The sequence below is a fragment of the Martinezella calliandrae genome (assembly GCF_030272695.1).
Lineage (GTDB): Bacteria > Pseudomonadota > Alphaproteobacteria > Rhizobiales > Rhizobiaceae > Rhizobium > Rhizobium calliandrae.
The window spans coordinates 1-21,313 of record NZ_JARFYN010000058.1 but is presented as its reverse complement, the minus strand read 5'-3'; the positions used below and the strand labels follow the sequence as shown (position 1 = coordinate 21,313).

20 protein-coding genes and 4 pseudogenes are annotated in these 21,313 nt (G+C 61.0%); 8 read left to right on the top strand and 16 right to left on the bottom strand.

Annotated elements, in window-relative coordinates:
- Position 1 precedes the first annotated feature (1 nt).
- The 3 genes from PY650_RS29850 to PY650_RS29840 are packed head-to-tail and all read right to left on the bottom strand — an operon-like array spanning position 2 to position 4,042.
- Positions 2-2,272 (bottom strand): xanthine dehydrogenase family protein molybdopterin-binding subunit, encoded by a 2,271-nt coding sequence (locus PY650_RS29850; protein ID WP_285883386.1) that lies wholly within the window; start codon positions 2,270-2,272, stop codon positions 2-4.
- Positions 2,265-2,747 carry a (2Fe-2S)-binding protein gene (locus PY650_RS29845; protein ID WP_285883384.1) on the bottom strand — a complete coding sequence of 161 codons (483 nt, stop codon included), beginning with the start codon at positions 2,745-2,747 and terminating at the stop codon, positions 2,265-2,267. Before PY650_RS29845 ends, PY650_RS29850 begins: the two co-directional genes overlap by 8 nt.
- Positions 2,744-4,042 carry a cytochrome c gene (locus tag PY650_RS29840; RefSeq protein ID WP_285883382.1) on the bottom strand — a complete coding sequence of 433 codons (1,299 nt, stop codon included), beginning with the start codon at positions 4,040-4,042 and terminating at the stop codon, positions 2,744-2,746. The genes PY650_RS29845 and PY650_RS29840 overlap by 4 nt, the downstream gene beginning before the upstream one ends.
- A 586-nt stretch (positions 4,043-4,628) precedes the next feature.
- On the opposite strand from PY650_RS29840, the pseudogene PY650_RS29835 reads away from it, so the two are divergent.
- Positions 4,629-5,075: pseudogene (locus PY650_RS29835) on the top strand (FAD binding domain-containing protein); the annotation flags it as partial.
- A gap of 169 nt (positions 5,076-5,244) precedes the next feature.
- Here PY650_RS29835 and PY650_RS37520 read toward each other — a convergent pair.
- The 4 genes from PY650_RS37520 to PY650_RS29820 all read right to left on the bottom strand — a co-directional run bounded on the left by PY650_RS37520 (position 5,245) and on the right by PY650_RS29820 (position 9,161).
- Positions 5,245-5,442 carry a winged helix-turn-helix transcriptional regulator gene (locus PY650_RS37520; protein ID WP_432761598.1) on the bottom strand — a complete coding sequence of 66 codons (198 nt, stop codon included), beginning with the start codon at positions 5,440-5,442 and terminating at the stop codon, positions 5,245-5,247.
- Between the two features lie 122 nt (positions 5,443-5,564).
- Positions 5,565-6,839: an NAD(P)/FAD-dependent oxidoreductase gene (locus PY650_RS29830; protein WP_285883379.1), complete on the bottom strand. Its 1,275-nt coding sequence runs from the start codon at positions 6,837-6,839 to the stop codon at positions 5,565-5,567.
- Positions 6,840-6,966: 127 nt separating this feature from the next.
- Positions 6,967-8,088 (bottom strand): FAD binding domain-containing protein, encoded by a 1,122-nt coding sequence (locus PY650_RS29825; protein WP_285883377.1) that lies wholly within the window; start codon positions 8,086-8,088, stop codon positions 6,967-6,969.
- Complete coding sequence (locus PY650_RS29820) at positions 8,001-9,161, bottom strand: outer membrane protein assembly factor BamB family protein (protein WP_285883375.1); 1,161 nt, start codon at positions 9,159-9,161, stop codon at positions 8,001-8,003. Before PY650_RS29820 ends, PY650_RS29825 begins: the two co-directional genes overlap by 88 nt.
- A gap of 590 nt (positions 9,162-9,751) precedes the next feature.
- Between PY650_RS29820 and PY650_RS29815 the strand changes: the two genes are divergently transcribed.
- A complete protein-coding gene (locus PY650_RS29815) occupies positions 9,752-10,573 on the top strand; it encodes a helix-turn-helix domain-containing protein (RefSeq protein ID WP_285883373.1) in 822 nt (273 codons plus the stop codon).
- Between the two features lie 175 nt (positions 10,574-10,748).
- On the opposite strand, the gene PY650_RS29810 is transcribed toward PY650_RS29815, so the two are convergent.
- From PY650_RS29810 to PY650_RS29795, 4 genes and pseudogenes are all read right to left on the bottom strand, one after another.
- Positions 10,749-11,540, bottom strand: coding sequence for a hypothetical protein (locus PY650_RS29810; protein ID WP_285883371.1), 792 nt, complete (start codon positions 11,538-11,540; stop codon positions 10,749-10,751).
- Positions 11,524-11,971, bottom strand: a pseudogene (locus PY650_RS29805) ((2Fe-2S)-binding protein). The gene PY650_RS29810 and the pseudogene PY650_RS29805 overlap by 17 nt, the downstream one beginning before the upstream one ends.
- 233 nt (positions 11,972-12,204) lie before the next feature.
- A complete protein-coding gene (locus PY650_RS29800) occupies positions 12,205-13,041 on the bottom strand; it encodes an alpha/beta fold hydrolase (protein ID WP_285883428.1) in 837 nt (278 codons plus the stop codon).
- Between the two features lie 424 nt (positions 13,042-13,465).
- Positions 13,466-13,990: a Dps family protein gene (locus PY650_RS29795; RefSeq protein ID WP_285883369.1), complete on the bottom strand. Its 525-nt coding sequence runs from the start codon at positions 13,988-13,990 to the stop codon at positions 13,466-13,468.
- Between the two features lie 223 nt (positions 13,991-14,213).
- On the opposite strand from PY650_RS29795, the gene PY650_RS29790 reads away from it, so the two are divergent.
- Positions 14,214-14,690, top strand: a complete 477-nt coding sequence (locus tag PY650_RS29790; protein ID WP_285883368.1) for a molybdopterin-binding domain-containing protein — start codon at positions 14,214-14,216, stop codon at positions 14,688-14,690.
- Positions 14,642-14,947: pseudogene (locus PY650_RS29785) on the top strand (CbbBc protein); the annotation flags it as partial. The gene PY650_RS29790 and the pseudogene PY650_RS29785, both read left to right, overlap by 49 nt.
- 579 nt (positions 14,948-15,526) lie before the next feature.
- Here PY650_RS29785 and PY650_RS29780 read toward each other — a convergent pair.
- From PY650_RS29780 to PY650_RS29770, 3 genes and pseudogenes are all read right to left on the bottom strand, one after another.
- A pseudogene (locus PY650_RS29780) lies at positions 15,527-15,791 on the bottom strand (DUF2285 domain-containing protein).
- 99 nt (positions 15,792-15,890) lie between these two features.
- The gene (locus PY650_RS29775; protein WP_285883366.1) at positions 15,891-16,145 is read right to left on the bottom strand and encodes a hypothetical protein; all 255 of its coding nucleotides are present in this window, start codon (positions 16,143-16,145) and stop codon (positions 15,891-15,893) included.
- Between the two features lie 109 nt (positions 16,146-16,254).
- Positions 16,255-16,776, bottom strand: a complete 522-nt coding sequence (locus PY650_RS29770; RefSeq protein ID WP_285883364.1) for a MarR family winged helix-turn-helix transcriptional regulator — start codon at positions 16,774-16,776, stop codon at positions 16,255-16,257.
- A gap of 73 nt (positions 16,777-16,849) precedes the next feature.
- On the opposite strand from PY650_RS29770, the gene PY650_RS29765 reads away from it, so the two are divergent.
- Positions 16,850-17,722, top strand: coding sequence for an SDR family NAD(P)-dependent oxidoreductase (locus PY650_RS29765; RefSeq protein WP_285883362.1), 873 nt, complete (start codon positions 16,850-16,852; stop codon positions 17,720-17,722).
- Between the two features lie 123 nt (positions 17,723-17,845).
- On the opposite strand, the gene PY650_RS29760 is transcribed toward PY650_RS29765, so the two are convergent.
- The gene (locus PY650_RS29760) at positions 17,846-18,172 is read right to left on the bottom strand and encodes a DUF736 domain-containing protein (RefSeq protein ID WP_285883426.1); all 327 of its coding nucleotides are present in this window, start codon (positions 18,170-18,172) and stop codon (positions 17,846-17,848) included.
- Between the two features lie 453 nt (positions 18,173-18,625).
- On the opposite strand from PY650_RS29760, the gene PY650_RS29755 reads away from it, so the two are divergent.
- Positions 18,626-19,102, top strand: coding sequence for an SRPBCC family protein (locus PY650_RS29755; RefSeq protein ID WP_285883361.1), 477 nt, complete (start codon positions 18,626-18,628; stop codon positions 19,100-19,102).
- A 66-nt stretch (positions 19,103-19,168) separates the two neighbouring features.
- Here PY650_RS29755 and PY650_RS29750 read toward each other — a convergent pair whose 3' ends face one another.
- Complete coding sequence (locus PY650_RS29750; protein ID WP_285883360.1) at positions 19,169-19,810, bottom strand: dihydrofolate reductase family protein; 642 nt, start codon at positions 19,808-19,810, stop codon at positions 19,169-19,171.
- A 133-nt stretch (positions 19,811-19,943) separates the two neighbouring features.
- Between PY650_RS29750 and PY650_RS29745 the strand changes: the two genes are divergently transcribed.
- Both PY650_RS29745 and PY650_RS29740 read left to right on the top strand, forming a co-directional pair.
- On the top strand, positions 19,944-20,279 hold the full coding sequence (locus PY650_RS29745; RefSeq protein ID WP_285883359.1) for an ArsR/SmtB family transcription factor: 336 nt from the start codon (positions 19,944-19,946) through the stop codon (positions 20,277-20,279).
- Positions 20,276-20,764, top strand: a complete 489-nt coding sequence (locus tag PY650_RS29740; RefSeq protein ID WP_285883358.1) for an SRPBCC family protein — start codon at positions 20,276-20,278, stop codon at positions 20,762-20,764. The genes PY650_RS29745 and PY650_RS29740 overlap by 4 nt, the downstream gene beginning before the upstream one ends.
- Positions 20,765-21,313: the final 549 nt, after the last annotated feature.

Genomic DNA, 21,313 nt, shown 5'->3' with positions numbered 1-21,313 from the left:
CCTAGCGTTCTCCTAATACGCCAATGGCCGCTTTTACTTTCATAGCTGTCAGCGGCATATCGCGAAGCCGAACGCCGATCGCATCGGCCAAAGCGTTCGCTAACGCCGCCGATGCCGGGGCCTGTGCGGTTTCGCCAGCCCCGATGAAGGGCAGACCTGGCCGGTCCATGACCTGTACGTCGATGGATCCTGGCATTTCGGTAAAGCGGGCGATCGGATAGCTGCCCCAATCGAAACTGGTCCGTTTGGACGCGTCATAAGTGACCGCCTCGATTGCGGCCCAGCTGAGCGACTGGATAATCCCACCTTCGACCTGGTTGCGGATGCCGTCGGGATTGGCCGGTTGGCCTGCATCGACTGCGGCATTGACGCGATGGACTGTGATGGCGCCGGTCTCGCGCTCGACCTCGATCTCCAGTGCGATAGCGCAATAGGCCCCAATATTCTTGTATTGGGCGAAGGCCATACCACAGCCCCGGCGTCCGTCACCGCGGGGTCGGCTCGACCAGCCGAACCGGTCGGTCGCCGCCTGCATCACGGCGCGCGCGCGCTCGTCCTTCATATGGTTCAGCCGGAAAGTGAGGGGATCGACGCCAGCGACGAGCGCCAATTCGTCCAGCATGCTTTCGAGACTGAAGATGTTCAGGTGGGCGCCAAGTGACCGCAGTGCCGAGACCCGAAGCGGCGCTTCGGCAATGAAATGATAGCGGACGTCCATGTTGGGGAAGACGTATAGCGGATTGGCGTTGCGGTCGCCGTCGCCCTCCGGCATCGGAATCGGCTCGGGGGGCTGCATTGCCAGCGGCGGATCGATCTGCTGGGCGACCGCGTAGCCGCCGGCTTTGACTGCCCGATTGTTATGGGAGTTGCTCCAGACCTCATAAGTCCAGCGGGAGATGCGCCCATTGGCGTCGATTGCCGCGTCGACGTTTGTCACCATGGCGCACCCGCAAGGTTCCCAACCGAACTCTTGCTCGCGCATCCACTGAAGCCGGATCGGCTGTCCGGGGAGCTTCATTGCGATCAATGCGGCCTCGGCAGTCACATCGTCAGCGCCGTTCTGGCCGTAGCAGCCGGAGCCCGGTGTGTGGATGCAGCGCACCTTCTCGGGCGGTAGCCCAACGAGCTCTGCGATGGCGCGATGCATGTCGAACACGCCCTGGCTATGCGACCACAACGTGAGGCCGCCGTCCTTCGCCAGCGCCACCGCACAGGACGGACCGATCGAGCCGTGGCTGTACCAGGGACGACTATAGGTCGCGCGTAACGTATGGGCAGCGGGCAGGGCCCCGTCGTTGGTTTTCAGCACGGTGATCTCACGCCGAGGCAGGGTTTGCAGGTGGTGGGGACCATCGGCCATCGGCAGAGGCGGTCGTGTGCGGACGTAGTCGGAATCCTGGGCGACCCGCATCGCCTGAATAGCTTGCCACTCCTTCTTGGCCACCACCGCGGCGAACTCGCCGTTCTGGATGACGGCGACCACGCCAGTCATCTGGCGCGCGGCAGCGAGGTTCGGCTTTGTCAGCCGGGTGCCGTAGCTAGGACCCCGAACGACCCGCGCGTGCAGCATGCCGGGAAGCCGAATATCCTGCAGAAAGGCCTCGCCGCCCGTCAGCTTGGCCGGAATGTCCACACGCGGCAGGTTGCGCCCCAGGGTCCGGTAGTGTGCCGGATCGCGCCGCGGCGCATCGGCGACCGCCTCGACGTGCAGCGACAACGACGCGGCCAACGGGCCGTAGCCTAGCCGCCGCCCGTCCGGTGCGGCGACATGTCCGTCGCCGGTCGTGGTAAGTTGGTCGGGGGCGAGTCCCCATTGGCGCGCGGCAGCCTGCGTCAGCAGCATTCGAACGTTCGCGCCGGCGTTCGCGAGCGCCACACCGCCTTCCTGCATAGAATGGCTGCCTGCCGTGAGGCCTTCGTCAGGAGTCAGGGCGGTGTCGGCGGTGGTGAACGTGATGACACCGGGAGGCAAATCGAGTTCCTCCGCCGCGACCTGAAGCAGCGCCGTGCGGATCCCCTGGCCCAACTCTGCCTTGCCGGAAAAGACCGTGGCCCCGCCATCGGGAGCGATGTGAATCCAAGCATCGAGCACCGGCGTGCCCTTCAGGCTACCGGGCAGGTCGGGGCGGACCGCCTTAGGGGCCGGGCCCCCTTCGCCACCACCCGACGTTTCAGCCAAGGCGCGCGAGGAGAAGCCAAAGACAACGAGTAGGCCGCCCGCGGCGAGGGCCTGCCGGCGCGAAAGGATCGTGGGTCGAAGGGGCTCACTCATGCGCTGCGTGTCCGTCGACGCGAAGACCGGCCGCCCGTCGCACAGCCCGCAGGATGCGCATATGGGTGCCACAGCGGCAGAGGTTGGTCTGCATGTGTCGCCGGATCTGTGTCTCGTCTGGCTTGGGGATGAGGTCGAGCAGAGCCTGAGCGCGCATGATCATTCCGGCTATGCAATATCCGCATTGGGCTGCTTGTTCGTCGGCAAATGCACGTTGCAGAGGGCTCATCTTGTCGATCGAGCCCAATCCCTCGACGGTCCGAACCTTGCGGTTCACGACCGCGATCACCGGTGTGACACAGGAGAAGACGGCGTTGCCGTCGAGTTGGACCGTGCAGGCTCCGCATTGGCCGAGGCCGCAACCGTATTTCGCCCCGTTCAACTGAAGCTCGTCGCGGAGCACGTAGAGAAGTGGCGTTTCCGGATCGGCGTCGATCTGGTGATCGTTGCCATTTACGTTGATGCGAAAGCTCATGGCTCGGCGCCCTCCTTGCGCGTGACGCGCACGGCTTTCTCCAGCCCCGGCCAAGCCGGACGATTGGTGTAGCGAGCGCGGATATATGCGAGCACCTCCGCCACCTGGGCATCGGTCAGACTGTCGGCGAAACCTGGCATCTTGGGGCCACGCCCGGCGACCGGCGGTTCAATCCCCTGCAACAAGTCCTGGATGGCACTGGTCGGGTCGCCGTCGCCCAGATTGCTGGCAAGGCTAAGTGATGGACGCCCTTGGCCCAGCATCGGCGCGCCCTGACTGTGACAGCCGGCGCAAGCGCCTGCGAACAGTGTCGCGCCCGCAGTATAGGCCTTGGCCGCCGCAGCCGTGTTGTCGATCAGGGTCGGTGATGGCTCGGCGGCCTCCCGCCCGAGCATCTTGGATGCGATATAGGTGGCAATAGCCCTGACATCAGCCTCTGGCGCTGTGGACAAGCCCTTGATCACAGGGCCCATTGGTCCAGCCGCGGCACTATGATCCGGCGAGATTCCGGTTGCGAGGTAAGTGTAAAGTGCGTCGCGGGTCCAAGCCCGCGCTGCGGGATTGGACGCGTCCAGCGCTGTCGCGCGCCAGCCTTCTGCGACACCGCCACCGTATGCCCTGGACCCTTCCTCGCCGCCGGCCAAATTGCGGGGCGTGTGGCACGCGCCGCAATGGGCGAAGCCTTCGGTCAGATAGGCGCCACGGTTCCATTCAGCAGAATGGCTTGGATCGAATGGCACGGGCCCTTTGTGCAGGAACAGCAGCTTCCACCCCGCCAGGAGCGGCCGAAAACCTAGCGGTGGGATCAACCTGTTGGCCGGCGCTTCGGCGTGAACTGGTTGTCGGGTCATCAGGAAGGCGTAGAGCGCGTCGAGGTCGGCATCGGTCACATGAGTGAAATGCTCATACGGCAATGCCGGATAGAGATGGGCTCCGTCACGGCCGATGCCGTCCTTCATAGCGCGCTTGAACGCCTCCGGCGACCAGTGGCCGATGCCGGTGTCCGGGTCCGGCGTCAAATTGTCGGAATAGAGAACGCCAAACGGGGTCGCCAGGGGCCGTCCGCCGGCAAGCGGACGCCCACCCTCCGCTGTGTGACAGACGGAGCAATCGCCGATGTCCGCGAGCGTCGCGCCGCGAGCAACCTGGTCAGTGCTGAAGGATGATGGTGGCGGGACGGGGATCGGCGCAATCACAGGCCGCCATGCCAGCGCAAGTGCAGCCAACGCTCCGCCCAATCCGGCAGCGGCGGCGCCCCCAAGCGTGCGCCGGCGAAATATCCAAGAGAAACTCACGCGCGTCGCGACCGAACCGTCGGAAAGGTAACGTTGCCGCCCCCGCGGTTGTCAATCTTCTCGGGCATATCTCGATCCCCCGCCTCGTTTTGCTTGACGATAGGAACATCGGTCGCCGCGATCTTGATGAATTGTCAGCAGCTTTGTCGATTAGTCGGATGCTTTGACTGAGACTGTTGACGATCTGGTGATCGGCGTCACGACACGCGATGCACAGCACATCGCTGCGGCTCGACGATGGCACATCGAACTCGGGTGTTTGGCCGAGACGGCGAGGGCGATCGGGCAAATGGTTGAGGGCAAAGGTTCGGGTCCTGGCCGTTTGTTTTATTTGATCGAATTCCCCGAGACGAGCGTCGTGGATTTAGGAAATTCTATGTGGCGCGAATCGGATTTTCATCAGGTCGGCAGGAGCCCTCGCAAGAGACTATCAGCTCAAGTGCGATCCCGGATCCTACACTGACGGGCGTCGCGTGGCGGGCTCGCCCGTGTCATCCACTTCGAGGTTTGCGACCTTACCGCGAAACGCCATATAGGCATGCAACAGATATGACGATCGGGATGATCAGAGCGATCCTGGGTTTGGTACGTGAAGGCTGCCGCAACTGAGCGAGACAGGCTTCTGATTGATCGGGATGGTCGTTCGCATCATTCGTCCCTGGGCCAAGGGGAGGCGTCGCCTTCATCGATCCGTTCGCTCGTAGAGCTTGCGCATCGTGAGGTGCATCCAATGCTGGCAAAGCTTGTCGCCGCGACACCCGAGCCGTTCTTGCAGACGATTGTTGATGTCGAAGTTCCGCGCATGGTCTTCGGGCGCACTTGTCTCCTTGGAGACGCTGCATTCGTCATGCGCCCCCATACTGCCGGGGCAGCGGCAAAGGCAGCTCGGGACGCTTCCGTGCTTGCAATGGCCTTGAAGCGCGCCGGCCGAAATGTTGATGCAGGGCTCGGCAGCTTCGAGGAGATGCAGCTCGAATATGGTCGTGAAATGGTTGAATATGGCATAGCCCTCGGTAATCGATGGGCGGCATAGAAGGCTACACAGCGCGCCGATCTGCTGCGCTACGCAGGGTCTGAATAAGCCGAGTCATTCGACTGGTCGCGAATTTCGACGAATACCAGTTGCCTCCAGGAAGTCGCCGTTTTGGTTCGCCCACTCGCAAAGCCAGGCTATTGGTTCACGAAGAGGGTCCCCTCACTTGTCAGCCGATACTCGGTCTTCGGCGGAACCTGATGATATACTGTCGTTCGAGTAGTCTATCACGTTCCATGCCTCGAAGCGTTTGTATCAGCATCTTCTTCTTAGAGATATCTGGTATCTGCCGCTGGAGTTCGTTGAATCGACGAACCTCACGCGTCGATAGACAATAGAGTACGATGGTGAACCATTTATCGCCCACGAGTGATAAGATGCGTCGCGCTGGGAACTCAGTTTCCGAGATCTCCGATTGTACGCCATCGGGTAGGACGCCGCTTTCCGCGTCTTCGGGGCGCTCGTTTTTGGACGGAGGCGTGTTGCGCTTCACGCCGTCTCCCCCAGATAACGATGCACAAAGGCGACGGCCATTGCGCCCTCACCGGCGGCTGTTGCGACGCGCTTGATCGAACGATGCCGGACGTCTCCAGCGGCAAACGAGCCAGGAACCGACGTCTCCAGGTAGTATGGCGTCCGCTGTAGTGGCCAGCACTCTGGCGCACGACCCTCCTTCAGCAGGTCAGGTCCGGTAACCAAGTATCCGCCAGGATCTCTGATGATGGTCGTATCAATGGCCCAATCCGTATTGGGGACCCCGCCAATCGCCACAAAAAGGCGAGGCGTCGAAGCCCATTCGGAAGTCTTGTTGCTACGAGAGGTCACCTCAATCCGTTGGAGAGCATTTTCGCCCTCAAGTCCGGTAATCTCGACTTCGTAGCGCACTTGAACATTGGGCTCCGCCAGGATTCGATCAGACAAGTATTGAGACATCGACGCAGCAAGCGCCTTGTCGCGCACAAGCATTGTGACACTTCGCGCATGAGTAGCGAGATGCATCACAGCTTGTCCCGCTGAGTTACCACCCCCAATAACAAATACGTCCTCACCGGCGCAGAACGGCGCCTCGCTCGCTCCGGCTCCATAGTAGAGGCCGCGGCCCAGGAGGCGGTCTTCATTTGGGAGGTTCAATCGGCGCCATTCGACGCCAGTGGCGCAGATGTTTGCGCGCGCCACCATCTTCCCGCCGTCAGCAAGGTCGGTCCAAATACGGCTGTCATGAAACTCTGACTTCACTCCCTCTTGCATCATCAACAGTTCGACGCCGAACTTGACGGCTTGCTGGCGGGCGCGTTCAGCAAGGTCAGCGCCATTGATACCTTCCGGAAAGCCCATGTAGTTCTCGATCATCGACGTGGTGCCGGCCTGTCCGCCAACGGCACTGCGCTCGATTAGGACTGTGCGCAGCCCCTCCGACGCGGCATACACTGCGGCAGACAAACCTGCTGGCCCAGCCCCGTAAATCGACAGGTCATACTCCCGAAGCTTTGGCTTCGTGACGAAGCCAAGCCGCGCCGCGACGTCGCGCAAAGATGGACCGAACAGCCGCTCGCCGCCCGGCAGTTCGACCACAGGCAAGCGCACGTTCGCGAGGTTCGGGAGTCCGAGGGCGGCTCGGCAGTCTTCGTCAGTGGCAAGTTCGACCCACTGAAACTCGACGACACTTCGCTTGAGAAAATCGCGAATCTCCCACGCTTCGGCAGAATCGCGATGCCCAAAGAGCCGGACGACCTGCGCCTGAACACCATTTGATTCGCTTCTCATGTCGTCTCCCTTCTAGGTTAAACCGCTCCCTTTTTCACTGGCTAGGGCGGGATCGGTCGCCGCCTCCGACAGATTCAAGGATGAGGATTGAGGCGTGCCATCCGAGATGGTCGTCCGGCAAGGATCGTTATTCCAGGCTCTTGCCCAGTCGACGGCCGCTAGCTGCGATCGATTGCCCCGCGGGTCTGCGTTCAATGTCGTAGGCTTCGAGCGCCGACGGAATGTCATCGGTTTTAGCGAGATGAGCCCGCAGCGCCAAAGCATCACCCGCGGCCTTAGCGACCCCCATCGCGGTGTGCGGCCGAACCACGAAAGCGGCGTCGCCTAACAGCGCGATACGTCCGTTCGCCATCTTAGGCGTTTCGAAATCGAATATGGCCTGAAGGAAGGGGCGCGGTTCGGCCGCGACAGCGGCCGCGAAGGGCGGCGGAAGCTGAGCTGCAGCATCCGTCAAAAGCTGATCACGCCGGTCTGCAGAGAGCGCTCCCGGACCAAGGGAGTAGCGATGGCTGTTGCCGCTGGAGTCCGTAAGGGCTTCGCCGAGCGCTTCCGCGCCCGAGGCGGTGCGGTACCAGACCCAATTGTAACGGCGAGCACCCGAAGACATCTCTCCATTCGGTCCAGTCACGACATATCCGAGGATATGGGATCGCGGCATGCTGTAGAAGGCAAACCGATCCAACAGGACTTCCGCCGCCGCCGGCGGAAGCTCAGTTTCGGGAAAGAGGCCTCGCCAGGCGATATAGCCGGCATAGGTGCTCGGAGCGGGCTGGCCAAGCACACTTTCCCGGACCACCGACCCGACGCCGTCTGCACCAACGAGCAGGTCGGCGGTTTCCCACCCCCCGTCGTTGAATTGCAGCGTCGCGCGGGTCTCGTCTTGGAACACGGATCGCACCGACCGTCCGAGGAAATAAACGCCGTCAGCCACGAGTTCCTCGAAGGTCTGATAGAGGCGATCCCAGGAGATCTGCGTTTGCGGCGTTCCGTACCGCTCGATGACCGCTCCGGACCGATCGAGAAATATCCGCTCCCTCGCGATGACGCCAACCTGGGCGACGTGTTCGCAACCGACGGCCCGTAGGATCGCAAAGATTTCTCGCTGGCCGACCAGCCCCGCGCCGCGGCCGGCCAGTCCGCCAACGGATCGTTCGTAAATCTTCACATCGTGGCCGTCCTGACGAAGAAGTGCTGCGGCGAAGAGGCCGCCGAGAGATCCTCCGATGATCCGGATGCAGCGTTTGGCCACTGTTCAAACTCCCGTATGTGACGCTCTTTGGGGAGAGCGGGCTCCCGGTAGAGCCGCGTGGCCAAATCGTAGCCGTAGAGATGTCCGTCCTTGGGGGTGACCGCCATCATGCGTTTGCCGGATTTAGTCGTGAACACCGCCGGCGTGGCTGCTTCATCCCAATCGTGGAAGTCGTTACTGACGATCGGGAAATGGCGTTGATAGGCGCCTGTTCGAGCATCAAGGACGACAACCGAAGCGGTGAACAGGTTATCGCCATAACGATAGGCATTCAGGAAGTCTGGCGCCGGATTGCCGCCGGGGACGTAGAGCAGCCCGGTGCTCGGATCGAGGGTGTAGGAGGTCCAGGTGCCGCCGCCGTTGATGGGAAACCCTTTGGCGTTGACCCAGGACATCGCTACTGACTGGCTCTTGGCCTGCGGACCACGCGCCTTGTCGTCAGGACCCTTGGGCACGAGGTAGAATTCCCAGATGATCTTCCCGGTGCTCGCGTCCAGACCATAAATCCGACCCTTGACGCCCTTGTTGTCGCCGCCGGCGTTGCCGATGAAGATCATGCCGTGCCAAGCAATCGGCGAGGCCGGCACCGTCTCGCCTCGCGCGGGATCGGCGATAGTGGTCGCCCAGAGCAGCTTGCCGCTCGCCTCATCATAGGCCACCACACGCCCGTCCGTGGTGCCGCGAAACACCTTGCCCCCCGCGATGGCGACACCGCGGTTCACTTTGACCGGGCTATGCCGAAACGCCTCGTGCACCCGCCAATTCTCCTGGCAGGTGTCCGGATTGATGGAGAAGGTGTCTTGCTCCGTGGCACCAAAGAGCGTGCCATCCACTTGTACGAGGCCGGTCTCAAATGATGTTTTGACCTTGGTATCGTATACGCACTGAATTTTCAGCGCGTTCACATTTGCTGCGTTGATCTGATCCAGAGGAGAATAGCGCTCTGAGGTCAGAGTGCGGTTGTAGGTTGGCCAATCCGACTGGGGCGCGGCTTCCGACGCATTGCTGCTGATGGACCCGGTTAGTGCGAACGTGACCCCCAGTATCGCAAAATAAGGATGCGTCGGTTTCATTATACTGGCTCCTCCACCCGACTTGGCGGCGCGCCTTCTTCTGCGATTGCAGTGAAAGCGACATTCTCTGCGAGTATGCGACAGGCCTGCGATATCGGCTTGGACGAAGGAAACACGATTTGCCTGTTGGGAACCGATTTGGCCGCGAGTCAAATCTCGATGGCGGCCTGACCATCGGGGAGATTTGCACCAAGGTTCAGACCCGAACGGGATCGCGAGCCCGCTGGGGTATTGCCGCGCCAGCATACGATCATCTCCCCGGTGGATCTTCGCGTGACGCGCAGGCCGAGCGCGCGTCGGGGGCAGGGATGACATCGTTCCTTGGCCAGCGCCCGCTTCTCGGGTTTACCTCCGCCAAATAGGTGGTTACCTCTTGTTGACTATGCATGGCGGGCTAAGGCAGGATAATGGCAACGCAGGTGAACTGGCTGTTATTTCTGGAGGCAAATATTTGGATAAATATATCAAGCGCATAGCGTCGTGCGATGGCTGATCGAGGCCGTCAATATGGCGATGTTATTGCGCACAGTCACGGAGTCAGCGATGCGCCGTCGATTGTGACGCGGTCGTTGAGATCAGCCCAGGTGGGGATGACAAAGCTCACTTGTGGCCACCAGCATCTTGGTAGAACGACTCCGATCCCCGCCGAAGACACGTTCATCCTGGCCGTCTATCCCGAAATCGTACAGCATCACGAGTTGTGGAAGGGAGGTAAGCCGTTTATTTCTCAAGGATATGAAGCTAATTCAATTCGTATCGTCAACCTCAAGGACGAATTTTCCGCGCGTGTTACTCATCCGCATGTGGGTATATCCTTCTACATCCCGAGATCTGTTCTAAATAATTTCTCTGACGATACGGGTGATCGTCGGGTTGCGGACCTGAACTGCCCCCCGGGGCTGGTTGATCCGGTGCTGGGTCACCTGGCGGCATCACTCCTTCCCATGTTCGAGCGACCGGAAGAGGTGTGTTCGCTTGTCGTCGATCATGTGGCTTTGGCGGTTTGCGGTCATCTTCAGTCAACCTATGGAGGTCTTGTGTCGCGCCGGCCAATGGCGCGAGGCGGCCTATCTCCGGCAGCAGAAGCCCGCGCGAAGGACTACCTCGCAAGCAGTGCACGCGAAGACATTACCCTTGCCGATGTAGCAAACGTATGCCGTTTGTCGCGGGGGCATTTTATACGGGCTTTCAGAATTTCCACAGGCCTGACCCCACACAAGTGGTTGCAGCGACACCGTGTTGAGAAGGCGAAAGCGTTGTTACTCGAGACAGATATTTCGATTGCTGAAATTGCGCTTGTCTGTGGGTTTGCTGATCAAAGTCATCTCACACGCGTCTTCACCGCCCTCGTTGGTAGCAGTCCCGCCCTTTGGCGCCGCGAACGGCGCCCCCGCTGGGCGTCTGATCAATAGCCCCACCGACACCGCGCGGTAACTGTCCTGTGAAGCACGCACTTCTGGTATCGAGATGGTATGCTCAGAATTTGAATTTCACCCCAGCAGAAACGGTGGACGGCGCGGTGGGGCTCTGGAAGTGATTGTCGACTGCTGGTCCGTTGGTGATGCCTGAGGCCGGAACGCCGGGGGCTCAAACCCCAGTTGGGTCGACAAGTGCGCCGAAGGTCTCGTATCGCGCGTTCAGGGCGCTCTCGACCTTGACGAAAAGTTTGAGCCGCATGGTCAGGTCATCGCTCGAATGCGGTTCGAGGAGCGCATAATCGGCGACACAATTTGTCATGTGCTCCAGCGGATAGGAGATCTTGTTCGCGTGGCGACAGCCGCAGCAATGCGGACACGGCCACACCACGCGCTCGACCCATGGCCTGCGTCGTCTCAATCCTGCCGGCGCGCGCTGGGGACATCGGCAGGCGTGACGCGTGCCCGTTCTCAGTTGTGAGGGTGGCAGCATCGACAATCCATTCGGCCGCCGCCACCTGCACGAGCATCGCACGGGCAGTTGCCCCTGCCTTCCGCAATGGTCCGCTCCAAGCCATTGTTGTAGTAGATCCGCCGGTCGCCTGGATGACGAAATCAGGACTGCCGTAAAGGGCCTGGTCTGCCGGCGCAGGGGCGATGATGACCTTGTCCAGCGCGACGTCCAATCGTCCAATTCTTCGGCGATGCATTGCGCCTGCGACGTATAGACACCCTTGCCCATCTCTACTGCTGGTAGAGTGAAAGTCACCTTGTCGTCGGGAGCAATGTGGATGAACGCGTTAAAACGCGCTCCGGTCGGTACTGGCTCATCCGCCCGCGCATCCGTAGACGGCAGTTCGATACCAATCAAAAGACCGTCGCCGAGCGCCGCGGCGCCGCGCAGAAGCGTGCGGCGCGTGAGATCGACAGCGGGGGCGAAGGTCGTGTCAGGATTGCGCAGCATGTTTGATCCCCTCGCGAAACCGGACATAGGTACCGCAGCGGCAGAGGTTGCCCGCCATAGCAGCATCGATCGCGGCATCGTCGGGTTGCGGGTTCGCGGCGAGCAGGGCAGATGCGGACATGATCTGGCCGGGCTGGCAATAGGCGCACTGGATCATTTCGAGGTCGAGCCAAGCCTTCTGGATCTTTGCGCCGGCGGGCGTTGCGCCGACGCCCTCGATGGTCGTGATCGCCCCCGCTCACCGCGCCGACAGGCAATTGGCAAGAGCGCACCGCGAAACCGCTGAGATGCACGGTGCATGCCCCGCACTGGGCAATGCCGCAGCCGTATTTGGTGCCGGTCATGCCGAGCAGGTCGCGCAAAACCCACAGCAGCGGCATCTCGCCCGGGGCATCAGCACTGTGAGGCGACCCGTTGAAAGTGAGATCCATTGCTGCTTCCTCCGTGGGGTGGGTGTCAGTAGACACCCCAAATCGTTCGGACAATTAAGCCAGCACGATATTTGGAATGAGGATTGTTGTCGGTCCACTTCTCGGATGACGTGCCAACATGCTGATCCTCGTTCTGCCGAGGACGTCAATAAGGTTCGCCTTTGCCAGTGAAAGAGGACGTGGTTTGGCGATGATTTTTGGCCTGCCAAGCCGAAAATCGTTGGTGCCCCGCGCTAGCTCCGAATAAACGCGAGGAGATCGTCGTTAATCGTATCCGCGTTCACCGTGCACATACCGTGTGAAAAGCCGGGATAGACCTTGAGCGTAGCGCTCTTGAGCAGCTTGGCCTGAAGCAAGGAGGCGTCCTTGTAGGGTACGACCTGGTCATCATCGCCTTGTAGGACAAGCGTCGGCACCTTGATCGCCTTCAGGTCTTCCGTCTGATCGGTTTCCGAGAAAGCCTTGATGCCTTCATAGTGGGCTTTGGCGCTGCCCATCATGCCCTGGCGCCACCAATTCTGGATGACTCCTTGCGAAACCTTCGCGCCCGATCGATTGAAGCCGTAGAACGGCCCAGAGGCCACATCGAGGAAGAATTGCGATCGGTTGGCGGCCAGTGCTTTGCGGAAGCCATCGAACACTTCGATTGGGGTGCCGTCGGGATTGCTCGCGGTCTTGACCATTAGCGGCGGAACGGCGCTGACCAGGACAGCCTTGGCGACACGGCCTTGCGGTTGACCATATTTCGCAACGTACCGCGCCACCTCACCGCCGCCGGTCGAATGGCCGATATGGATGGCGTTCTTGAGATCAAGATGTTCGAACACCGCCGCGGCGTCGGCGGCATAATGGTTCATATCATGGCCGTCGCTGACCTGCGCCGACCGTCCGTGTCCGCGACGGTCATGCGCAATGACGCGAAAGCCATGTGCCAGGAAGAACAGCATTTGGGCGTCCCAGTCGTCTGCGCTGAGCGGCCAGCCATGATGAAAAGCGATGGGTTGGGCGTTCTTCGGACCCCAATCCTTGTAGAAGATCTCGACGCCATCTTTCGTGGTTATGCTAGACATGTTGAACTCCTTTGTCGTTCGTTGACGGGGGCCGGCCGCGGCCGTAACGGGAATTCCGAGCGTGACGACCGTGGCAGCCGACACGCCAAGAGCGAGCACGGTTCGACGATCGATCGACGGGGAAAAAGCGATGCTGTCGGGTTTGCGGGACGATCGCTCATTGGTCATAATATGCCCTAGTCAATGCCGTTCGGCGATGCCGCACATCGTCTTGGCGCAAAACAGCCCGAGGCCGCGAGCGCCCGGAGAGGTTTAGCGATTGAGGCGGCTACTTCGTGGTTATGCAACGCCAGCAAATACTGAACCGAGGTCATTGGCTTAGCGTCATGCGTTCTGCCGGATGGCTGTCTTGTACAGCGTTGATCGCCTCGCGTGATTGGTGCAACCGTCTTCCGACTTCTTGACTGTCACAGCCAGCGACCTCTCAGTAATTCAAGCGAGACCCTTTGTGTGATGCCTCATGAAGGAACCAGGTTCGTCGTTCCGTCTCGTCAATCCAATTCTCGAGCAGACTGGCCGTGGCGACGTCATGATATTCGTCACAAGTATTATGAACCTGACGCATTGCCGAAGTGAGCCGGAGGTTATCGTCCCGCAACTCAGCCAACATATCTTGTGGATCCACATAGTCTGCGTCGTTATCGGAAATACGCTGGAGACGAGCGACGTGGCCAATTGAGCGCAACGTTTTGCTTCCAATCTTCCGAGCACGTTCCGCAATTGGATCAGTCATTGCAAATATCTGATCGCTCTGCTCATCCAAAAGCAGGTGATAGTCCCTGAAATGTGGGCCGCTCATATGCCAATGAAAGTTTTTCGTCTTTAGGTAGATCGCAAAGACATCCGCGAGCAGTGCTTGGAGCGCAGCTCCCACGTCCCGTGTCGCCTCCGCGGAAAGATCCCTCAGACCCGACGGGCGATGTCCCGCAGCTATAGTATCGGCAGTCATAGTTCTATCGACCTCCCGCTCGCTCCAATAGGGTTGCACAGCATATAAGGCGGATCGCCATACCTGATCTTGATGGAAGGGCGCAGGTTTTGGAGAATAGTCCGACAGCGCGCTCGAAAGCCGGCTACTCCGCCGTCTGGGCCAGCCGGCCATGATCGGTGGGGCGGCACCTCCCGACGATCGCGCCAGTCAAACAACATGAGCTGCTTATTGCTCTTCGCGAATGGGGCGCTTTTATCGGCGACTGGCGTCACCGTCGAGGCGTGGCGCCAGGATCATAGCCATCAATCCGCTGAGGGAGCGGGCGCTCGAACGTTTCGAGGCACCGCAAGCGCCGATCGAGATGGCGACGTTGTCTTCGACGCCGATCGCGAGCAGATATTTCCAGGTCAAGGTCGGCGGTGACGCCGCTGCGCTCAAGGGAATTTGCAAGGCGCTGGTTTCCATGGACAAGGCGGCCAAGGCCGCCGATCTGGCGCCCGTATTGGTTCATTCTTTCATCGCCGCCACACCGCAGGTTTCGATGCGCTTGTCCACGACCTCGAAGGCAGAGTGGGGCGCTATCGAACGCGCAAGCGGCCTGCGTCGGGAGGACCTGGAGCAAATCGCGACCGCTTATGCGGCATCGTCGGCAACCATCGTCAGCTCGGCATGGGCATTACCCAGCACGTCACCGGCACGGCCAACGTTCAGCAGATAACAAACCTGCTCCTTCTCAAGGGCAATATCGGAAAGCCCGGCGCCGGCGTCTGCCCCCTTCGTGGCCATTCGAATGTGCAGGGTGACCGCACCGTCGGCATCTCAGAGCGCCCGCCGACTGCGCTGCTCGACACGCTGCGCGATGTCTTCGGCTTCGAGCCGCCTCGCGATCACGGGCATTCCGTCGTCGAGAGCATCGCGGCAATGCGTGATGGCAACGCTAAAGCCGTGGTGTACCTTGGAGGCAACCTTGCCATGGCGGCGTCCGACCCTCAGGCGTGCTTCAATGGCTTCCGTAAGCTCGATCTCGCGGTCCGCCTCGCAACCAAGCTGAATCGGACACATCTGTTGACGGCCAAGGTGAACTATTTGCTGCCGGTGCTCGGTCGCACGGACGAAGATATCCAGGCGACAGGTAGGCAAGCGATCACCGTGGAAGACTCCATGTCGATGGTCCACGCATCGCGAGGTTTTCTTAAGCCGCCAAGCGATCAGGTGCGATCGGAGCGGTGGATACTCGCCGGTATCGCGAAGGCGACGCTCGCGGCAAGGTCCGTGGTCGATTGGGACTCGCTGGCGGGCAATTACGACCTGATCCGCGACAGAATCGAAGCGGTTTTTCCTGATTTCGAGGGCTACAACGATCGTATCAGGAAGCCCGGCGGCTTTCAGTTGCCGAATTCTGCGGCGATGCGGGTATGGAACACGCCGACCGGGAAGGCTAATTTTGCGATCTTTCGGGAGTGTCAGGAATTCTGTGCGGTGGGCCGGTTTCATCAGTTGAAGAACCGTTCGCCGAAGATGGCGGAGGGCGGTGCCGAAACGGCATCGCCGCGATCACTGCGCCGTGCGGATGATCTCGCGATAGCCGTGTTCGGTCATCCACTGCGCGCGCGAGATGCGTGTCATGGACCCGACGGCAACGCTGCGGCTCGCGCGTCGGGTCGAGACCGAAGAGAAGCTGAACGGCCTCCTGCCAGTCGGCGCCATCGCGCGCCGAATCGAGGAGACGCAGGTAGAGCGCCATATGCTCGCGATCGTAGGTCGGAAGGGTTTGGCTGATCGGTGGCTCGTCCAGAAATTGCGGCATCGCGTGTCCCATCAGGCGACTATATTCGCTCGACCAGTGTTCGTTAACACTCCCATCGGTCGCCAGTATAACAAAGGGGACAGGCAGTATTCGCAGTCCGACCGAAGGAGTTCAGCGGCGCCCCTGACGGTCAAGCCGATCATGGAGCAGCAGTACCCCTTCGCCCTTGTCGGTGGAAAGCAGGACGATACCGGCCGCCTCGAACGCCCTACGAACCTGATCGCGCGTCGATTCGTACACCTCTAATCCGCTCTCGGATTCAAGGCGCTTGAGCGCGGTCAGCGATGTGCGGGCCTTGTCAGCGAGCGTCTCCTGTGTCCACCCCAGCAGCGCGAGTGCGGCCCGTGATTGGCGGGCAGTGATCATGCATGATCACCTCCCACCGACGCGAACGCACTTGCCAGAACTACGACTATAATAGTCGTTCTTGGCGATCCGCGCGAGCAAAAACAGGCGCTTGTTGGTCACCAGCCGCCTATCGTAGGGAGCGACTGATTCGGTCGCCTGCTGCCCGCGGCACATGCGTTGCGCTAGTCGACCGCGCGCCCGTGTTGAAGCGGCGAAGGAGCGCCGTAAAGAGGCGCAGATCAGCGTCACTCCAGCCGTCGAGACGCCGGCGAAAAGCCTCACTCTTATAGTTGATCGCGGCGCGCATCTTGGCCGCGCCCTCGTCCGTGAGGGACAATATCACAGCACGCCTGTCGGTCGGATCGGACCGAGATTCGACGATCCCGGCTTGCTTGAGTTGCCGCACGAGGCGGCTGGTCGCGCTCCGGTCCATGGCCAAACCGTCTGCGACATGGCTCGCCTGTGCCGGCCCGAACGCGTGAAGCCACTGGACAATGTGGTAGGCCGACGGCTGGAGATCGGCGCCGAAGCTGGCGGCCATTTCAGTCGTGACTGCACGGGACGCGCTCAGCAGTGCGTTGAGCTGTTCGCCAAGCGATAGCCAGAGCGGGGACGTCTCATTTGTTTCGTCATCGGTGAGGGAGGCCATGCAGCTGGGCTCCTTTCATTTCTTGGCATTGCGGATATGATGGACATATATCCATTACTTTCGTGAGGTGTCCATGTCCGAGATTCCTGCCCCCGTCATCGTCATGACCGGCGCCACGAGCGGGATCGGACGGCTGGCGGCGATCGAGCTGGCCAAGCGAGGCGCACATCTGGTGCTGATCGCCCGCTCCGAGACCAACGCCGAAACGACGCGGAATGCAATCAGGACCATCGCGCCGCGGGCGCAGATCGATATTCATTTTGCTGACCTGACACGCCTGGAAACAGTGAGCGCCGTCGGCCGGGCGATCGCCGCGCGTTACGACCGGATCGATGTGCTGATCAACAATGCGGGCATTCACGCCTTTGCGCCGCGCAGCACGGTCGACGGCCATGACGAGATGATGGCGGTCAATTACCTCTCGCCCTGGTTGCTGACGAACGTCCTGCGCGAGACGCTGGTCCGGTCGGCGCCCTCGCGCATTGTGACCACAGCATCGGAAGCGTCCCGCCGTCACGGAAAGATCAAGCTGACGCGCGATATGTTCGCGCCGACGGGTTTTTCCGGTCTCGGTTCCTCGCGGATCTACGGACGCACGAAGCTGCTGGACATCATGTTCTCCCTCGAACTTGCACGGCAGTTGGAGGGAACGGGCGTAGCCGTCAACTGCCTCGACCCAGGCTTCAACGTCACCGGGCTGGGACGAGAGCTGAGCTTCGCGCCAATGCTTGAGCGCGTCCTGATGAGACTTAAGATTGGCGATCCCCGCCGGGGCGCGGACATCATCGTCCGCCTCGCCATGGATGCTGAATTTGGGATCGCCACTGGCGGATATTTCTCGGTGAAGGGCGCAAGGCCCCTAAAGCCCGTCCCGCCCGGCGATGATCCAGATGCACGGCGGGCCTTATGGGGCATAACCAGGGATGCCCTTGGGGTGATCTCGTAAAGCCGAAGCGTTATGCTGGAGGGTCTGGAGAGCGACTTCGCTTTGCTCGTGTCCGGCTTTTGCAGGCGGAAGTTCCCGCGCGGCAAAGGCCCCGACCGATCCGGCCGGGGCCTTGCGTGGGGCTCAGTCGCTGCGCCGGCCGTTCGGGCGGGACCAGATGAGCGAGAAGGTGTCGCCTTCCTCGTCGTCGAAGAGATTGGCGTAGATCGGAGCGTTGAAGCTCGGATCGTCGAGCTTGAGGCCCAGATAGTCGCGGCCCTCGTTGGAGCGCTTTGACCAGGCGGCGCCGATCTCGGCGCGACCGACCAGGACGCGGTGGCTGGGGGCGTTTTCGCCGGTGGCGCGCTGGTCAGGGACGATGCGGACGTTCTTGGCCTGGACGCTGAGGGTGACGATTTCGCCGGTGAACTCGTTGTTGCCGGTCTTCTTGAAGGTGCCGATGGTCGCCATTGTTAGTCTCCGTTTTCCGTTCCCGAGACCGCACCATGCGGCCTCGGCCTGCTCGGCCGACATGATGCCGGCGGTGACATAACAGTCGAGCGCGAACACCGCGACGGCGGGCTTGCGGATCGCAAAGGTCGGCGCGGCGACGACGGGAGGCAAAAGCCCCTCGAACCGCTCCCCCGTTTCGGACAGGCCTTCCGAAAGGCGGTCGATCCAGAGCCGCCCTCGGGATTGAGCATCACCTCGACGATGCCGGCGTCGTCGAGGTAGCGCGCGAGCGCGGACGCCGCCATGTAACCCCGATTCAAACGGGGTTGAGACAAACCTTCCCCTGACGGGGATGATTAAAAGGGCCTGATTTTGGGCCGATTCAACAAGGATTTACCGGCGTAGTAGTGTAGCGTGCAAATACAGGAGAACGGCGGTGCGAGACTTTGGACAGTGCGGGGAGAATGATCGATGACGGCAAATCTTCAGCATCGAAGAACCGACTCGGCGAGCCGATTCATCGCCGCGCCTGCGGACGTGATCTATCGCGCATTCGTCGATCCCGAGGCATGGCTGCAATGGCTCCCGCCCAAAGGCATGACCGGCGTGATTTACGAATTCGATGCGCGACCGGACGGAAAATACCGGATGGCGCTGACCTATAGCGGCGATCACCCGAGCGCGGGTAAGACGTCAGACGATACCGATGTCGTCGAGGGCCGATTTGCGGAGTTTGTTCCGAATGAGCGCGTGGTCCAGCTCGTTACATTCCAATCTGACGATCCGGCGTTGGCGGGCGAGATGCGGATGACGTGGGGCCTTTCATCGGCGCCGGGCGGCACGGATGTCTCGATCGTCGCCGACAACGTGCCGATTGGTATTAGCAAGAAGGACCACGATATCGGGCTTCGTTCGACGCTCGAAAACCTCGCTCGGTTTGTGGAATAGGTTGCCCATCCAGACCACGCCGCAACCGAGGTTGACCAACGCGGCTAAGGATCGTGTGACGACAGATCATCGCCGGAACGTGAGGTGGATGACGCCGCTCTCGGCCGTTTCCGATGCTACCGAGTAGCCGGCTTCCAGCCCGCGCAGATCGTCCCACAGGCGGATGCCACGCCCGAGCAGGATTGGCACGATGGCGACGTGGAGGCGATCGACGAGACCTGCCTTGAGAAACTCACGCACGGTGCTGGCCCCGCCGCCGATGCGTACATCCTTGCCGCCCGCGACGGCGACTGCTTGCTTCAGTGCCTCGGCCGGCGTGGTTTCGATGAAATGGAACGTCGTGCAGCCGGCCATTTCGATCAAAGCCCGTTTCCTGTGGGTGAGCACGAAGACCGGGCAGTGGAATGGCGGCTCGTCGCCCCACCAGCCCTGCCAGTTTGGATCGTCGGGGAAATTGTGCAGCCCGAACATGCCGGCGCCCATGATCTCGGCGCCGATATTGTCGAAATACGCGCTGGCATATTTGTCGTCGATGCCGGTCGTGCCCGCCCCGCTGGTGTCCTTGAACACGCGCTCGCGGAACGTCCGTGTCGCGATATAGGCGCCGACGAGGCGCATCCAGTCCTCGCCCATCGGCTGCTCGGGTGTCTGGTCCGTCGTGGTCGCGAAACCGTCGAGTGAGATGTTGAGATCGACACGAACTGCCATGGGGGGCCTCCTTGCTTGTGGTTGCCCGGCGCGGGCTCGATACTAAGGCAAGTACCTTTATGTCGAAACGTAAACACTAAGGCAAGTACCTTTTTATCGTTGACCGATCGCACCGGTCATCTTACACATACACATGCCTTACCATTCGACCCCGCTTGACCTTGCCTTCCACGCGCTCAGCGATCCGACGCGGCGCGCGGTGGTGTCGCGGCTGGCCGAGGGCGAGGTGCCGGTGAGCGTGCTGGCCGAACCGTTCGACATGACGCTGCCCTCCTTCGCGCAGCATCTCAGGGTGCTGGAAGAATGCGGGCTCATCATCAGCGAGAAGCGCGGACGCAGCCGCTGGTGCCGACTGGAGAAGGCGCGCTTCGATGAGGCGGCAAACTGGATGGAATCGGAACGCCGCAACTGGGCCATGCGGCTGGAGCGGCTGGAATTCTATCTGGATACGACGAAAGAGAGCGAATGAAAGACGTGGCAAGCCCGATCGAGAGCTGGTCGCTCGATCGCGAGATCGTGCTGGTCAAGCTGCTGAACCACCCGCGCGCCAAAGTGTTTGCCGCCTGGACGAAGCCGGAGGCGCTCGCTGGGTGGTTCGGCCCGACCGGGCTCCGCGTCGAGAGCCACGAGGCCGATATCCGCGAGGGCGGGGTCTGGCGTTTCGACATGGTGGGAATGTTCGAGGGCAAGGAGCAGCGCTTCCCCAACCTCATGCGCTTTCTGGAGATCGTCCCGAACGAACGGATCGTGATGGACCATGGCTCGCCCGACCCGGACGATCCCAACCGTTTCCGCGTGATGGTGACTTTCGACGAGCAGGCCGACGGCAAGACGGTGCTGACCATGCGCCAACTCCACCCCAGCCGCGAGCGGCGTCAGGTGGTCATCGGCTTCGGCGCGGTGGAATACGGGTTGCAGACGCTGGAGAAACTGGCGGCCTGGCTGGATCACTGAGACATTCGGCGTTGCGAAGGTTGGCATCGCGCCCGACAGTTCCGTCCGCATGGCAGCGATCGCCTCTTGGCCAACCGGCAATGCGGATGTGCGCGCCGCCGACCTCGACACCGCGAGCTTGTAAAGATCGATAAAGCGCGATTGCGCCAAATCTCTGCAACCCTGCAGACGAGTGTTGCGACTAGGCAGGACCGCCGAGGAAGGTGTCTAACTGGTCGAACGTGCTGGTCCAACCGCCGGTCATGGACGCAATCATCTGGGCAAAGGAGGCAGGCACGTTGCTCTGCGGTCGCATCCAAAGGCTCCCAATAGAGAGTTACGCAAATATCGGCCTTCTGCTCGGCAAGGTAGAAATGGGGGAAATGGGGTGGTGTGAATGATCCGTCCCGAAACTGCGACGCAATAGTTTCGGGACGATGCGAAATCGAATAACATCTCTTTATATGAGATTGAACCGCGTCGGGTTTGCCGGAGGCTCCAACTCGTGAGAAAGTGGAGCCGATATGAGCAAGACGACCAACAAATTTTCACCTGAAGTTCGTGACCGAG

What these genes read in the sequence shown, in the direction of transcription:
- PY650_RS29745 (WP_285883359.1), top strand. Translation starts at nt 19,944, where the DNA reads ATGCCTTACCATTCGACCCCGCTTGACCTTGCCTTCCACGCGCTCAGC.
- PY650_RS29775 (WP_285883366.1), bottom strand. Translation starts at nt 16,145, where the DNA reads ATGATCACTGCCCGCCAATCACGGGCCGCACTCGCGCTGCTGGGGTGG.
- PY650_RS29740 (WP_285883358.1), top strand. Translation starts at nt 20,276, where the DNA reads ATGAAAGACGTGGCAAGCCCGATCGAGAGCTGGTCGCTCGATCGCGAG.
- PY650_RS29755 (WP_285883361.1), top strand. Translation starts at nt 18,626, where the DNA reads ATGACGGCAAATCTTCAGCATCGAAGAACCGACTCGGCGAGCCGATTC.
- PY650_RS29815 (WP_285883373.1), top strand. Translation starts at nt 9,752, where the DNA reads ATGACAAAGCTCACTTGTGGCCACCAGCATCTTGGTAGAACGACTCCG.
- PY650_RS29810 (WP_285883371.1), bottom strand. Translation starts at nt 11,540, where the DNA reads ATGCTGCGCAATCCTGACACGACCTTCGCCCCCGCTGTCGATCTCACG.
- PY650_RS29760 (WP_285883426.1), bottom strand. Translation starts at nt 18,172, where the DNA reads ATGGCGACCATCGGCACCTTCAAGAAGACCGGCAACAACGAGTTCACC.
- PY650_RS29800 (WP_285883428.1), bottom strand. Translation starts at nt 13,041, where the DNA reads ATGTCTAGCATAACCACGAAAGATGGCGTCGAGATCTTCTACAAGGAT.
- PY650_RS29770 (WP_285883364.1), bottom strand. Translation starts at nt 16,776, where the DNA reads ATGGCCTCCCTCACCGATGACGAAACAAATGAGACGTCCCCGCTCTGG.
- PY650_RS29765 (WP_285883362.1), top strand. Translation starts at nt 16,850, where the DNA reads ATGTCCGAGATTCCTGCCCCCGTCATCGTCATGACCGGCGCCACGAGC.
- PY650_RS29845 (WP_285883384.1), bottom strand. Translation starts at nt 2,747, where the DNA reads ATGAGCTTTCGCATCAACGTAAATGGCAACGATCACCAGATCGACGCC.
- PY650_RS29790 (WP_285883368.1), top strand. Translation starts at nt 14,214, where the DNA reads ATGGGGCGCTTTTATCGGCGACTGGCGTCACCGTCGAGGCGTGGCGCC.
- PY650_RS29820 (WP_285883375.1), bottom strand. Translation starts at nt 9,161, where the DNA reads ATGAAACCGACGCATCCTTATTTTGCGATACTGGGGGTCACGTTCGCA.
- PY650_RS29750 (WP_285883360.1), bottom strand. Translation starts at nt 19,810, where the DNA reads ATGGCAGTTCGTGTCGATCTCAACATCTCACTCGACGGTTTCGCGACC.
- PY650_RS29830 (WP_285883379.1), bottom strand. Translation starts at nt 6,839, where the DNA reads ATGAGAAGCGAATCAAATGGTGTTCAGGCGCAGGTCGTCCGGCTCTTT.
- PY650_RS29795 (WP_285883369.1), bottom strand. Translation starts at nt 13,990, where the DNA reads ATGACTGCCGATACTATAGCTGCGGGACATCGCCCGTCGGGTCTGAGG.
- PY650_RS29850 (WP_285883386.1), bottom strand. Translation starts at nt 2,272, where the DNA reads ATGAGTGAGCCCCTTCGACCCACGATCCTTTCGCGCCGGCAGGCCCTC.